The organism is Solitalea agri (assembly GCF_023914155.1).
GTDB lineage: Bacteria > Bacteroidota > Bacteroidia > Sphingobacteriales > Sphingobacteriaceae > Solitalea > Solitalea agri.
This window is the reverse complement of the sequence record NZ_JAMWYS010000040.1, coordinates 1-13,599: the sequence shown is the minus strand read 5'-3', so window position 1 is coordinate 13,599 and position 13,599 is coordinate 1. Positions and strand designations below refer to the sequence as shown.

Here is a 13,599-nt window from a genome sequence, read left to right as displayed (position 1 = left end):
TCTTATTTAGATTTTTTAGGATTATTCTCGTAATGATATGTTTTTGCTGCTTCTACAAACTTTACAAATAAAGGATGAGGGTTAGCTACAGTACTTTTTAACTCAGGGTGAAACTGACCTCCAACAAAATATGGGTGGTTTTTCAATTCAATGATTTCAACCAAACCCGAATCAGGATTAATACCTGAAGTTAGCATTCCTGCATCATTGTATTGTTGTAAATAAGCGTTGTTGAATTCGTAACGGTGACGGTGGCGCTCAGAAATTCTTGATTTTCCGTAAGCTGCAAATGCCTTGCTTCCCTTTTTAATTTCACATGGGTAAGAACCTAAACGCATGGTACCGCCCATTTCGGTGATTTGTTTTTGCTCTTCCATTAAGTTGATCACCGCATTTGAAGTATCAGGATTCATTTCTAATGAATGAGCATCTTTTAAGTTCAATACGTTACGCGCAAATTCAATTACCGCACATTGCATACCTAAACAGATACCAAAGAACGGAACATTGTTTTCACGAACGTATTTAATCGATTCAATTTTACCTTCAATGCCACGGTTCCCGAATCCAGGGGCCACTAAAACGCCATCAAGACTGCCTAGTTTTTCCTTTACATTATCAGCATTGATATGTTCAGAGTGAATATATTGCAAACTTACCTTGCACTCGTTTTGGGCTCCGGCATGGATAAATGACTCGCAAATTGATTTGTAAGCATCAGGTAATTCGACGTATTTACCAACCAAGCCAATTTTTACCTCTGAGGTAGGGTTTTTAAGCTTACCTAAAAAAGCTTTCCAAGATTCTAAATTAGGCTCATCTTTGAATGGTAGCTTGAGTTTAGTAAGAACGATACGATCTAATTGCTCTTTCAACATTAATAACGGAACGTCGTAAATTGTTGATGCATCAGCAGATTCAATTACCGCGTTTACGTTTACGTTACAGAATAAAGCGATCTTTTTGCGAAGGTCAGGGGTCATTCTGTGTTCGGTACGACAAACTAAAATATCAGGGTGAACACCATACTCCATCAGCATTTTTACCGAGTGCTGGGTAGGCTTGGTTTTTAGCTCACCTGCGGCAGCCAAATAAGGCAATAGGGTTAGGTGGATAACCAAAGTATTGGTTGAGCCGTGCTCCCAACGGAATTGACGTACAGCCTCGATATAAGGCAACGACTCAATATCACCTACGGTCCCTCCAAGCTCGGTAATTACGATGTCGTATTCACCGGTATCACCTAAGCGCTGGATATTAGCTTTGATCTCATCGGTGATATGGGGAACAACCTGAACGGTTTTACCTAAATAATCACCTCTGCGTTCTTTATTGATTACATTCTGATAAATTCGGCCGGTAGTTACGTTATTGGCCCGTGAGGTTGGAACGTTTAAGAAACGTTCATAGTGACCCAAGTCAAGATCGGTTTCTGCGCCATCTTCGGTTACATAACATTCTCCATGCTCGTATGGATTTAAGGTTCCGGGGTCGATATTAATATAGGGATCCAGTTTTTGGATGGTTACCCTGTATCCTCTCGACTGTAATAATTTAGCTAATGAAGCTGAAATAATTCCTTTCCCTAACGACGAGGTAACACCCCCCGTAACAAAAACGTATTTAGTCATAATCTGAATTGATGGCTGCTGGTTACGGGTTGCAAAAGTACGAAAAATAATGGTTCTACTGTCTGTTGTTTGTAAATTACCATCATTATCTTTTAAAAAATTGATTGAAAACAAGATAGCCTCTTTAAGTCTTGTTTTTTGAGGAAGCCATTTTCATTTTTAATGGAAATGGAACTATCTTAGAGCCCTAGTTCTTTACATTTTTCTTTCAATAGTAAGGTTGCTAACCTTTGGGTTATGATTAAAAAGGAACCATGTGCAAATCATGGGCTGTCGCGCAACTGTAAGTAACATCAAAATTGTTATCAATAAAAAGGTCCATTGTCTAAATAAAGAGATGAGAAGGACAATAACAATGTTACGAGCCAGGATACTTGCCTCACTATGTAAGACCAATGCTTTCGCGGTATGAAGCAGTAGTCAGACTAAGATTCTCAACAGGAATTGAGATATCTTTTTAACCTCACGAATACTCACTGCAAGCATCCTAAAAAACTGTAATGAAGATCTTTGGATTATTATTTCAACTTTAGTTGAATAGTTTTTGCTTTTCAGTAGTTATTATCAACAGTTAGTTTAAGATCATGTACGATTTGACTGAATATTACACAATACTTAATCGGAATAAAGCTAAACTGCAAATTTCGCCATTGCATTCTTGGGATATTTTTATGGATGGTTATCGGGATGTTTCACTAACTATTAAAGATATCGTTCAGTTAAAGAAATTGGCCTCAAAAAATAATTGGCAACACGTTTTCGATTTTGAAGAAATGCTTGGTAAACAAGGCTATGCGACACTTGTAACCAACACCAGTTTGAAAATTGTGTATGCAAGTCATAATTTATTTAGAATGAGGGGTTATTTAACTGAAGAGGTTTTAGGCCGACAACTAATGCTCTTTCAAGAGGAATTGATAGACAGGGAATCAAGCACAGAATTTAAATCAGCTATGGATCAGAAAAAAGAGTTTATAATGATCGTAGCATGCAGCAAGAAAAATGGGGAGAGGTATGATTGTGAGATAAAAGGCTTCCCTATTTTTAATAAACAAAATGAGTTGGTTAATTTTTTACTTTTTGAAAAGCAGGTAAATGGCCTCACACGAACATAAGTTTTGTCCAAGGTGCAAAGCACCTTTTGAATGTAAACCAGGCTCTATAACCCAATGTCAGTGTTATGGAATTAGTTTTACAGCCGAAGAAAAGGAAATAATTTCAACGAATTTTTACGACTGTTTATGCCGCAATTGCTTAATGGAATTAAAGCAGGAGGCTAAATACAGTTCATTAAAAGAAAAGAAAGAACAGATAAAAACAATTTTAAAAAACCGATGAGTTTAGAAGAAAAGATAAATCAATCAGAAACGCGAATTTTTAAGGCTGTATTCCCCAATACCACTAATCATTATGATACGTTATTTGGTGGAACTGCGATGCACCTGATGGATGAAGTTGCATTTATCACAGCTACTCGTTTTGCACGCAAAAGAATGGTAACAGTTTCTTCTGACCGGATTGATTTCTCAAAACCAATTCCAGCTGGTACCATCATTGAATTAGTAGGGAAGGTGGCCCATATAGGCAATACGAGCTTAAAAGTAAGTGTTGATATTTATATTGAGCAAATGTATTCTACACAAAGGGAGAAGGCTATTTCGGGTACTTTTACTTTTGTTGCCATTGATAAGCATAAAAAGCCGGTAAAGGTTGGTTAAATAGATTAGAGAAGACATTTTGTAAATAAACAAGAAAGGTGTTTCGTTTTGCGAAACGCCTTTCCTTTATCCATTTATAACAGATTATTCGTAGATAAACTCTCCGAACTCTGATTTGATCGTTACTTTTTTGGTATCTGCACTTTCAACACGTCCTACTATTTGCGCATCGATATTAAATGATTTACTAATATTGATGATATCTGCAGCAATTTCTTCTGAAACGTAGAGTTCCATACGGTGTCCCATGTTGAAAACTTTGTACATCTCTTTCCAATCGGTTCCTGATTGTTCATGAATTAATTTAAACAATGGAGGAACAGGAAACAGGTTATCTTTAATTATATGCAAATTATCGATAAAGTGTAAAACTTTGGTTTGAGCACCACCACTGCAATGCACCATACCATTGATCTGATGGCGATATTTCTCCAGAATCTTTTTAATTACCGGCGCATAGGTACGGGTAGGAGACAACACCAATTTACCGGCATCGATGGTTCCAAAACCTGGAACTTCTACTTTATCAGTAAGACCTTTGCCTCCCGAGAAAACTAAATCAGATGGAACCTGAGGATCGAAACTTTCAGGATATTTCTGTGCTATTGTTTTGTTGAAAACATCATGACGGGCAGAAGTTAGTCCATTACTTCCCATGCCACCATTATATTCAGTTTCATATGTTGCTTTTCCGTACGAAGCCAAACCGACAATAATATCGCCTGCTTTAATCCGATCATTAGAGATCACATCTTCACGCTTCATACGGCATGTAACTGTTGAATCAACAATAATTGTGCGGACCAAATCACCAACATCGGCGGTTTCGCCACCAGTAGAGTAAATGCTTATTCCGTGATTTCTTAACTCGGATAAAATCTCTTCGGTTCCGTTAATAATTGCAGCAATCACTTCTCCCGGAATCAGGTTCTTATTACGACCAATGGTTGAAGAAAGCAAAATATTATCGACAGCACCTACGCACAGCAGATCATCAATATTCATGATGATAGCATCCTGAGCAATGCCTTTCCAAACACTTATATCACCGGTTTCTTTCCAATAAGTGTAAGCTAGTGATGATTTTGTACCTGCACCATCAGCATGCATGATGTTACAATATTCATCACTTCCTCCGATTATATCCGGAATGATTTTGCAGAATGCTTTAGGAAAAACACCTTTATCAATATTTTGAATAGCAGCGTGTACGTCTTCTTTCGAAGCCGAAACGCCTCTTAAATTATAGCGGGCATCTGTTTGCATAGCGCAAAGATAAAATTTTTGATCAAGGACTTGCGAATCCTTTTTAAATGCTCTTTTCAGGAGCACAAAAAACAATCTTCTTTTGCTTTATAGAAGGATAACCATGTGTATTCTGCATTTATCCGGAATGAACGATCGTTCATTAATTTTTTCGTTTTGAACCTCAATGTATTATGCATGCATTTTATTTAGGTGATTTGTTTTAAATACTTAAAGGCCGAATTTTGCCACCCCAAATGATAATAACTCATTTATTATTAGTAAATTAATTAAATCGATTAAATCAGATTATGAAGAAAATTTTACTTTCAATGTTAATGCTAGGAACATTGTATTCCGAAGCTATTGCACAAAGCAAAGACGTTGTAGCTAAAGATGGCCGCGGATGGTATATTAAAGGGGGAGCAAGCTATTTTATTACGGTTACTCCAGTGGAGTTTCCCAATGTAGGGAGTTTACAGCCACGGGTTAGTACAGGAACATTGGTCCCAACAGTAATTAACGGTGTAACTACTTTAAAAGAGGTGTTAAGTACTGATAAAACCATTACGGGTTCGTTCGGACAGGGTTATCGATTTAATGCTACTCCAGGCTACAGTTTTAATAAATACCTTGCTTTTGAAGTTGGTCTTCATTTCTTCCATAGTGATAAACATCAGATGGCTAAGAAAACATTGGCCGATGGTGTTAACCCAGCTCAGGCAGGAACCACAGCCTTAAGCATTGATGCTACGGGTAAAGTCTTTGCTTTCGATATTTCTCCTAATGTTGTATTCAAATTTCCTTTGAACAATGGTTTTGAACCTTATACTAAAGTAGGAGTGATAGTGCCTATTCATGGCCGTTTAAAGATCAGTACAGATATTTATGACCGATATGGTGCTACCACAGGTGGATCTATTGCCAATTTGAACTTACATCGTGAAGAGGAAATAGTTCCTCGTCCAACAATAGGCTTTTTAGGAGCGTTAGGTGTAAATTATCCTGTTGCCAAAAAAGTTGCTGCATATGCAGAAGTTGAGTACAGGAACGTTGCTGTCAGTAGTAAAAGCAAAGAATTGACCGCTTATAGTGGTACTGGAGTAAATCCGACAAACGGTCAACCTGTTGCCCTTTCATTTGAGAATTTAGAACAAGGTGAAAAATTTACCGATTATAAAACCAGCTTAAATACCTCTTCAAACACCGAATACGTGTTAGGAACCACAACACGCAATCCAAATTTTGATAAAACAAAAAATGCTGAAGATCTTCGCTCTTATATCAATATTGGAGGTTTAGGCTTTAGTGTTGGTGTTAAGGTTAGTTTTTAATCGAAGTATAGATTAAATTAAGGTCTTAAAAACGAAAATATCCCTGCTGTAAATAAACAACAGGGATATTTTCTTTATGAAAGGTTAGGGGAATTACATTGCTTCAGCAATTACTTCTGTTACCTCGGGTACCATTCTTTTTAATAGGTTTTCAATTCCTGCTTTAAGTGTAATGGTTGATGAAGGACAACCGCTGCAAGAACCTTTTAATTCAACTGTTACTACACCAGCTTCATCAAATGATTTGTAGTGAATAGCTCCTCCATCTTGTTCAACAGCCGGGCGAACATAATCATGCAAAATTTGCTGTATTTTCTTTTCGGTTTCAGTACCTTCAAAAATAACTTCCTCATTGTGGTCGTTAACAATCTTAAGTTCTGATTCAACAGCTCCTTTAACAAACTCTTTTAAAATTGGAGTTAAATCTTCCCAATCAGATCCTGCAACTTTGGTAATTGTTACAAAATTGCTCGCAAAAAATACACCATCAACAAATGAAAACTTGAATAGTTCCTTAGCAAAAGGAGAATCTTCAGCACTTTCTTTAGTTGCAAAATCCTTACTTCCGTTTATTAAAAGCTTATTAGTGATAAACTTCATGGTAGCCGGATTTGGCGTTATTTCAGTATATACATTTACAGTTGCTGTTAAACTCATTCTTTTAATGTTTATTTAGAATAAGTACAAAGATAAGTAAAAAAGGTTTTAAGGAAATCCTGATTTTTGATTTTAAAGAAGAAAGGAAACTGATGATCATGTAAAAACTTAGTTTTTATATGATCTTTTCCATGCAAACACTATTGTCGATGCCAATATATTGACCATAATTGGGAATTAGGTTGTAATTGTTCTTCAGATATAACTGGATTGCTTCCTGTTGTTTTTTTCCAGTTTCTAAAACCAAGCCTGGAAACTTTAACTCACTGGCCCAATTCTCAAGATCTTTCAATACCAACGAGGCAATTCCTTTTCCACGGTATTCGGGTTTCACATACATTCTTTTTACCTCCATACGGTCATCCGAAAATGCCTTAATAGCTCCACAACCAATCGGCTCAGCATCGTAATAAACAACTACCGCATGCTTTATCATAGTTACTTTATTGAACTGATTATAAAAAGCATGTTCATCTCCATCAATAAATGCCAAATATTCATCTAAAAGTTTAACTAAAGCCTGAAAATCGGTGCTTTCGGAAGTTGTTCGTTTAATTGTGATCATTTTATAGTTTGTTTTTCAAATAGATTAGGTTTTTGATATTAAGTTAAATAAAAAAATCCTCACCAGGCATTGCCGGCAAGGATTTAATTTATCTAACTTAAATTATTATTTAATAAATAACAATTCACGGAATTTAGGCAACGGCCATTGAGCATCGTCAACGATAAGTTCTAATTTATCTACATGATAACGGATCGTTTCGAAGTACGATTTAACTTTTTCATCGTAAGCGATTGCCATTTCACGAGCATCAGTTAATACGTTAGCTTTTTTACGAGCTTCAATCATATCGTAAACTGCTTTTTTGATTGTTGAAACGCGCTCTGAAATCTCAGTGATGATCTCTAACTGGCTAGCAGATAGAGCACCGTTTAAACCGATTTCTTTTAAACCTTTAACGTTATCGATCAATTTAGTTTGATAGTTTAACGCAGCAGGAATAATTTGGCTGGTTACAAGATCACCCATGATACGAGCCTCGATCTGGATTTTCTTAGTGTAGTTTTCTAAGAAGATCTCATGGCGAGCATGTAATTCGCGCTCAGTGAAGATGTGTTGTTTCTCAAATAACTCAGTGGTTTTTTCAGTTATTAAAACATCTAACGCTTTTGGAGTAGTTTTGATGTTTGATAAACCGCGAGCTGCTGCTTCCAGAGCCCACTCGTCGCTATAACCGTTACCTTCAAAACGAATATTTTTAGATTCTTTGATGTATTGACGAATAATTTTCATGATCGCCACATCTTTTTTCTCACCTTTCTTAACCAATTTGTCTACATCTTGCTTGAAAATGGTTAACTGCTCTGCAACAATTGCATTTAATACGGTCATTGGTGCCGCAGAGTTAGCTGATGAACCTACAGCGCGGAATTCAAATTTATTTCCTGTGAACGCAAAAGGAGAGGTACGGTTACGATCAGTATTATCTAATAAGATCTGAGGGATTTTAGGAATGTTTAAACCTAATGCGCCAGAAAGATCTTTTTTCTTACGGTTAACCACATGTGATGACTCGATCTCATCTAAAACCTCATTTAACTGCTCACCTAAGAAGATAGAGATAATTGCAGGAGGAGCTTCGTTAGCACCTAAACGGTGATCGTTGTTAACAGAAGCAATTGATGAACGTAACAAATCAGCATGGTTATGAACAGCTTTAACGGTGTTAACAAAGAATGTTAAGAACATTAAGTTGTTTTTAGGAGTTTTACCCGGCGCCAATAAGTTTTTACCAGTGTTAGTAATTAGCGACCAGTTGTTGTGTTTACCTGAGCCGTTAACACCTGCAAATGGTTTTTCGTGTAACAACACTTTAAGTTTATGACGACGAGCAACTTTATCCATCAAATCCATCAACAATTGGTTATGGTCAATAGCTAAGTTGATTTCTTCGTAAATAGGAGCACACTCGAACTGGCCTGGGGCCACCTCATTGTGACGAGTTTTTAATGGAATACCTAATTTTAAAGCTTCTGTTTCAAAATCTAACATGAAGGCATATACACGCTCAGGAATTGAACCAAAATAGTGGTCTTCTAATTGTTGGTTACGAGCCGACTCATGACCAAATAATGTACGACCTGTTGCTACTAAGTCAGGACGAGCGAAGAATAAATCTTCATCAACAACAAAATACTCTTGCTCAATACCTAAAGATGCATTTACTTTAGTTACCGCTTTGTCGAAATACTGACAAACTGCTGTAGCTGCTTTATCTAAAGAGTTTAAGGCTTTTAATAAAGGAGCTTTAAAGTCAAGCGCTTCACCTGTATAAGAAACAAATACAGTAGGAATACATAAAGTTAAACCTGAACCACTTTCCATGATAAACGCTGGAGAAGAAGGATCCCAAGCAGTATAACCACGAGCTTCGAAAGTAGAACGGATACCGCCATTAGGGAATGATGAAGCATCAGGCTCTTGCTGAACTAAAGCATCGCCACTAAATTTCTCAATAGCTTTACCATCTGCGGTAGGTTCAAAGAATGAATCGTGTTTTTCAGCAGTAGTACCAGTTAATGGTTGGAACCAGTGTGTATAGTGCGTAACACCTCTGCCCATTGACCATGATTTTAAGCCAGCCGCAATTTGCTCAGCCATAGTACGATCAACAGGAATACCCAGTTCAATTGAGCTCATTACACTTTGAAAAGCCTCTTTTGAAAGGAACTCTTTCATTTTGTTCTTATCAAAAACATTTGAACCGTAGAAATCAGAAATTTTTGTTGAAGGAGGAGTAACTCTAACAACTGGTCTGCTCATGGCAGATTCTAAAGCTTTAAAACGAAGTAGAGACATTCTTTTTATAATTTAAGTTAGATTTTGTGTTGTTTCAAGACAAAAATACTCTAATGATTTATTTTTACAAGATATTTTTCGATTTTTTTTATATTTTTTTAATAAAATTTAGAATAATTTCAGTTTTTGTGTTTAAAAAAATGTAAAAATTGACATTTATCAGCGTAAAGACTTGCTTTTTTATTGAAAAGATGATTTTGGATATTTCGCCAAAAATCCAAAGCTGACGTTGATAATTTTAATGATATTTAGTCTATACATTATAAATATTAATAGTTACTTGGTTTGTTTTTTGCCAAATTAGTATCAAAAAGCTTAAAAATCCACCTCCTTATTTTTATTTTTTTGCATGTTTTAAAAATCAACTAAATAATTGATGGATGATGATTATTCATGAAAAAATGAATGCTTTTGAGTTTTTTCAACAAAAAAATAGATTGACTTGGTAAAATTTGAAGAAATGGTGGAGAATGTAATTTAAGGGTAAAAAATAGCCATTTATATTTTTTATAACTGAAAACGAGCTCAATAGACCATTATTGCTGTTTTGTGTTTTTATTTATAAGGATTATTTGTTTAATTTGCACTCGCTTTAAGGAGCTGCACCCATAGCTCAGCTGGATAGAGCAACGGTTTTCTAAACCGTCGGTCTCAGGTTCGAATCCTGATGGGTGTACTAAAAAGGGACTAACCATTTTGGCTAGTCCCTTTTTTATCTTTATCCAAATAGTATTTGTTCATTCTCAATGAACTTGTATCAACTCAAACATAAGAGTTGAGGCAATCACTTGTTCACTTTTCTAAGTTAATTCTACAATCTTACTGAGTTTAATTACATGCCAGCTATTGCATTGCTATTTCCATACGGCCCAGTTACTAGCTACCGCCCAGTTACTTGTGCCTACAGCACCTCTGTATGGCACCACATTGAAAAAGCTTGAAAAATTCGGACCTTCAAAATTTGCTCCTGTCATGGCTGGTGAACTGGTCTGTAGGGTGAGATTGGGGCCATTGGCGCTGTACATATTGGTCAGTTTCAAATCAGCTGATGCTATGAACAGCTCGTTGTGATTTACATTATTTAAAGCAAAATCTTTGGTTCCAGCGTCTGCGATAATACCAGTAAATCCTGCAGGGTCTGATCCTGTATCATAGCTAAAAGTCCTATCGGCATTATCACTTTGAACTAAATTATATTTGAATTCGGAGCCATTATTTTGCAGTAGAGGAGGGCGGGTTCTTGGACAGGTCATTAATGCACCCTGTGGATATTCAGCTATGATGGAGTTTTGGAAAACAAACCGGGTTCCTTTGCGTATGTAAACTCCCTGATTGAGATTGGTTTTGGTTGTTTCCATTCCCTGAGGACCAATAATAGTCATATTAGAAATTATAGGACGTGTTAAAGGAGCATTGGCTGTGGGTACAGCATCATTATAACTTTCCAACGCATTTGCTCTTAATGCATGATTAGAAGTAAGCTGAGTGCGATAAGAGATCAAATATTGCATTTTGCCTGTAAAGCCATAATCAAAATCAAAATCATCATCTCCGTTATTATAAGCAATTAGGTGAGTTATATTAGCAGTACCCCCTACAAATTGATATCCATCATCTTTGGAGTTTGAAACCATTACATAATCTATGATAGTTCCGGAACCAACACTTTCCAAACATAAACCGCTTGCTTTATCAATTGTCCATTCTTCTTCCCCATCTGGGTTGATACCTCCACAATATTCTAATCTCAAAAAATTAATCGAACCTGAATTATCGTCTGATACATTGCCTCCAAACTTAGTGTCATCTGAAACAGCCAAGCCTTCAACATTCCCAGTGCCAATGTTAGTTGGTGCTTTCCCTAAAATAATTAATGCCCCCCAATCACCAGGAGCTTTGTTTTTTTCGGCAGAGGTAAAAACTACTGGCTTATTAACAGTGCCGTTTACCATTAACTTAGCACCCTGTGTGATTATAAGCGCTCCTTTATTACTTGCTTCATCGTGTTTTACAAAGGAGATGACAGTACCGGCTGGAATAGTTAAAACAGCATTATTTTTTACAAATAATTGTCCATCAATTAAATAGCTAGTGCCTGCATCCAAAGTTCTGTCGGTAGTAATGGAATTTGGAAGGGTTTCTGTTTTAGTTGTAGGTGGAACAGTTGGGTCATCTGAATCTTTACTACAAGATGCAATACCAAGTAATGAACTAATTAATACTATAAACTTAATAGACTTTTTCATGGCGGTTTATGATTAAAGGTTAGAATTGCAATAATGAAAGGGATGATAAATTTACATATTCTAGGAATAGAATTATACACTCATAACATGTAAATATCTGGCAATCATTATGCTTAAATTATGCCAACTCTAAAAAGTGACGACCTTTTTTAATATTAAATTTTAGAGATGATTAAGGATTACAGAAGTTGAAGAGTGGTAGCTTGTTTTAGGGTGCAAAAGTAAGCCCTTTAAAAAGTAAGCCCTTTAATTTAAATCAATTAAAGCTGCTGATTAGTTTAGGCGAATGGTGGACTCCCTATAGCTTTGTCGGCATAACGTTTAAAGTTCCTATTACTTCCAACTTTAAAAACCACGACAACATTCAGGAGAAAAAAATAAAACTCACTCAAAACGAATTGGATCTAAAGCAAAAAACGGCTGATGTGAGTTATGAAATTTTGAAATCGAGTACTGAAGTTGCCAATGCACAACAAAACATGCAGGTAACCAAAAGCAACTATGAGCTTTCGCAGAAAATCTATGGCTATCAGAAAGCGCAATATGGCTTGGGCTCCCGACAATATGTCGATCTTCTGGATACTGAAAGATCATTAAGGCAGTCGGAACAAAGCTACCTACAGGCTGTTTATGATTATTTAGTTGCCAGTGTTAATTATCAGAAAGCGATCGGTAATTTTTAAGCAATAACGTTTAGCAAGAAATTAGGTAGTTATCCCCTAAAATAAAGCTCGAGCCTAGGTTCGAGCTTTATTGTTAGTTTCTATTTTGTGTTACAAACACTAGCCTATGTTTCGCACGCATTGCAAACGCGTGCGAGCTGGGTATGGTCGGCCTCATGGCCGGCCGAGGCCTAGGTACTTTTTTCTTGACAAAAAAGTACCCAAAAAGTCAAGACAAAACGAAGCTTCCTCCCACAAGGCCTACGCATGGCCCGCCGTTTTGTCTTCCCTGCGCTCACTACTAGCGCGTTTGTAACGCGTGCGAAACACTGCATTGAGATTAGGGAGTTGCTTACCGAAAATACAATTTATACTTTAAAACAATAAAGCTCGACAGGTTCGAGCTTTATTGTTAGTTTCTATTTTTTATTACAAACACTAGCCTATGTTTCACACGCGTTGCAAACGCTCGCGAGGTGGGAGTCCAGGAGTTAATCTACTTTTTCTTCACCTTTGGTAGCTGCTTCAACAATATCTCCTTTGGTAAAAAGAACGGCTTTTAAAATAGTTCGCCATTCGGGTTTCTTACGAAGAAGAAATTCTAGATCCATCCCAAAATGCTTCATTTCTTCTTGTTGTGCATTTTGCATGATCGCCTTGGCTTCTTTATTTTTTTCAACCGAAATTCTTTGTTCGTACCAGCCAATAGCCTCTGCTTCTTCGGTTAATGAAGTTATCATTCGGGCAAACGTTCTGGTAGCTTCAGAAAGTTCTTGCGCTGGTTCATGATATTGATCAAATCCCATAAAAGTTTTTTAGTTTAAGATAATTTACAAAAAAACCACAGACTTAACTACTCTTATATCATTCCAAAAGCTCTGCGAAGAATGCGAAAGTTAACACTTTGGCGTTGCTCGCACGCGTTGTAGAGGCTGTGTAAAAATAAGTTTTACCTATAGTTTATAAGTATGTATTTTGAGGAAAATACAGAAGATTAATGCATTATCTCAACGGGCAAGACCGCCATCAAGTTATATTATTCACAAGTTTGGACGAATGGGTTGATAAACAGCACTATATCCGTTTAATTGACTTGTTGGCAGACCAATTTGTAGAAGACTGTGCAGCAAGTTTTTCTAATAAGGGACAGTATTCAATAGGTCGTAAAGCCCATCATCCGGCCATGTTGTTAAAATTATATATGTACTGTTACCTCAACAGTATCAACAGCAGCCGTAAAATA

The 13,599-nt window shown here is 36.6% G+C and carries 13 protein-coding genes, 1 tRNA gene and 1 riboswitch; of the genes, 7 read left to right on the top strand and 7 right to left on the bottom strand.

The annotated features are described in order from the left end of the window. Nucleotides 1-2: 2 nt before the first annotated feature. On the bottom strand, nt 3-1,631 hold the full coding sequence (locus NF867_RS12610; protein ID WP_252588382.1) for a CTP synthase: 1,629 nt from the start codon (nt 1,629-1,631) through the stop codon (nt 3-5). A gap of 200 nt (nt 1,632-1,831) precedes the next feature. Continuing rightward, nucleotides 1,832-2,027, top strand: a riboswitch (cobalamin riboswitch). Nucleotides 2,028-2,215: 188 nt separating this feature from the next. Here NF867_RS12610 and NF867_RS12605 point away from each other — a divergent pair. Genes NF867_RS12605 through NF867_RS12595 form a run of 3 tightly spaced genes read left to right on the top strand, consistent with a single transcriptional unit; the run spans nt 2,216 to nt 3,349 of the window. Next, nucleotides 2,216-2,746, top strand: a complete 531-nt coding sequence (locus NF867_RS12605; protein ID WP_252588356.1) for a PAS domain-containing protein — start codon at nt 2,216-2,218, stop codon at nt 2,744-2,746. Beyond that, on the top strand, nt 2,727-2,969 hold the full coding sequence (locus NF867_RS12600) for a cysteine-rich CWC family protein (RefSeq protein ID WP_252588355.1): 243 nt from the start codon (nt 2,727-2,729) through the stop codon (nt 2,967-2,969). The genes NF867_RS12605 and NF867_RS12600 overlap by 20 nt, the downstream gene beginning before the upstream one ends. Further along, the gene (locus NF867_RS12595; RefSeq protein WP_252588354.1) at nt 2,966-3,349 is read left to right on the top strand and encodes an acyl-CoA thioesterase; all 384 of its coding nucleotides are present in this window, start codon (nt 2,966-2,968) and stop codon (nt 3,347-3,349) included. Before NF867_RS12600 ends, NF867_RS12595 begins: the two co-directional genes overlap by 4 nt. 84 nt (nt 3,350-3,433) lie before the next feature. On the opposite strand, the gene NF867_RS12590 is transcribed toward NF867_RS12595, so the two are convergent. After that, entirely contained in the window at nt 3,434-4,615 is a 1,182-nt protein-coding gene (locus NF867_RS12590; protein WP_252588353.1) for an AIR synthase related protein, read from the bottom strand. Nucleotides 4,616-4,905: 290 nt separating this feature from the next. Between NF867_RS12590 and NF867_RS12585 the strand changes: the two genes are divergently transcribed. Further along, complete coding sequence (locus NF867_RS12585) at nt 4,906-5,928, top strand: outer membrane beta-barrel protein (protein WP_252588352.1); 1,023 nt, start codon at nt 4,906-4,908, stop codon at nt 5,926-5,928. A 93-nt stretch (nt 5,929-6,021) separates the two neighbouring features. Here NF867_RS12585 and NF867_RS12580 read toward each other — a convergent pair whose 3' ends face one another. The 3 genes from NF867_RS12580 to NF867_RS12570 all read right to left on the bottom strand — a co-directional run bounded on the left by NF867_RS12580 (nt 6,022) and on the right by NF867_RS12570 (nt 9,448). After that, a complete protein-coding gene (locus tag NF867_RS12580) occupies nt 6,022-6,585 on the bottom strand; it encodes a NifU family protein (RefSeq protein ID WP_252588351.1) in 564 nt (187 codons plus the stop codon). A gap of 115 nt (nt 6,586-6,700) precedes the next feature. Beyond that, the gene (locus tag NF867_RS12575) at nt 6,701-7,150 is read right to left on the bottom strand and encodes a GNAT family N-acetyltransferase (RefSeq protein WP_252588350.1); all 450 of its coding nucleotides are present in this window, start codon (nt 7,148-7,150) and stop codon (nt 6,701-6,703) included. Between the two features lie 105 nt (nt 7,151-7,255). Then, the gene (locus NF867_RS12570) at nt 7,256-9,448 is read right to left on the bottom strand and encodes a glutamine synthetase III family protein (protein ID WP_252588349.1); all 2,193 of its coding nucleotides are present in this window, start codon (nt 9,446-9,448) and stop codon (nt 7,256-7,258) included. Between the two features lie 602 nt (nt 9,449-10,050). Here NF867_RS12570 and NF867_RS12565 point away from each other — a divergent pair. Then, nucleotides 10,051-10,124, top strand: a tRNA-Arg gene (locus NF867_RS12565). A 178-nt stretch (nt 10,125-10,302) separates the two neighbouring features. Here the strand turns inward: NF867_RS12565 and NF867_RS12560 are convergent. After that, entirely contained in the window at nt 10,303-11,694 is a 1,392-nt protein-coding gene (locus NF867_RS12560; RefSeq protein ID WP_252588348.1) for a hypothetical protein, read from the bottom strand. Between the two features lie 266 nt (nt 11,695-11,960). On the opposite strand from NF867_RS12560, the gene NF867_RS12555 reads away from it, so the two are divergent. Next, entirely contained in the window at nt 11,961-12,377 is a 417-nt protein-coding gene (locus NF867_RS12555; protein ID WP_341870048.1) for a TolC family protein, read from the top strand. Between the two features lie 470 nt (nt 12,378-12,847). On the opposite strand, the gene NF867_RS12550 is transcribed toward NF867_RS12555, so the two are convergent. Then, entirely contained in the window at nt 12,848-13,162 is a 315-nt protein-coding gene (locus NF867_RS12550) for a ferritin family protein (protein WP_252588347.1), read from the bottom strand. 242 nt (nt 13,163-13,404) lie between these two features. Here NF867_RS12550 and NF867_RS12545 point away from each other — a divergent pair. Next, on the top strand, nt 13,405-13,599 hold a 195-nt coding region (locus NF867_RS12545), incomplete at its 3' end, for a transposase (protein WP_380725182.1).

Excerpts from the sequence above, each read along its gene's own strand:
- NF867_RS12560 (WP_252588348.1), bottom strand. The coding sequence starts at position 11,694 with ATGAAAAAGTCTATTAAGTTTATAGTATTAATTAGTTCATTACTTGGT.
- NF867_RS12575 (WP_252588350.1), bottom strand. The coding sequence starts at position 7,150 with ATGATCACAATTAAACGAACAACTTCCGAAAGCACCGATTTTCAGGCT.
- NF867_RS12595 (WP_252588354.1), top strand. The coding sequence starts at position 2,966 with ATGAGTTTAGAAGAAAAGATAAATCAATCAGAAACGCGAATTTTTAAG.
- NF867_RS12605 (WP_252588356.1), top strand. The coding sequence starts at position 2,216 with ATGTACGATTTGACTGAATATTACACAATACTTAATCGGAATAAAGCT.
- NF867_RS12550 (WP_252588347.1), bottom strand. The coding sequence starts at position 13,162 with ATGGGATTTGATCAATATCATGAACCAGCGCAAGAACTTTCTGAAGCT.
- NF867_RS12585 (WP_252588352.1), top strand. The coding sequence starts at position 4,906 with ATGAAGAAAATTTTACTTTCAATGTTAATGCTAGGAACATTGTATTCC.
- NF867_RS12580 (WP_252588351.1), bottom strand. The coding sequence starts at position 6,585 with ATGAGTTTAACAGCAACTGTAAATGTATATACTGAAATAACGCCAAAT.
- NF867_RS12590 (WP_252588353.1), bottom strand. The coding sequence starts at position 4,615 with ATGCAAACAGATGCCCGCTATAATTTAAGAGGCGTTTCGGCTTCGAAA.
- NF867_RS12610 (WP_252588382.1), bottom strand. The coding sequence starts at position 1,631 with ATGACTAAATACGTTTTTGTTACGGGGGGTGTTACCTCGTCGTTAGGG.
- NF867_RS12600 (WP_252588355.1), top strand. The coding sequence starts at position 2,727 with ATGGCCTCACACGAACATAAGTTTTGTCCAAGGTGCAAAGCACCTTTT.
- NF867_RS12570 (WP_252588349.1), bottom strand. The coding sequence starts at position 9,448 with ATGTCTCTACTTCGTTTTAAAGCTTTAGAATCTGCCATGAGCAGACCA.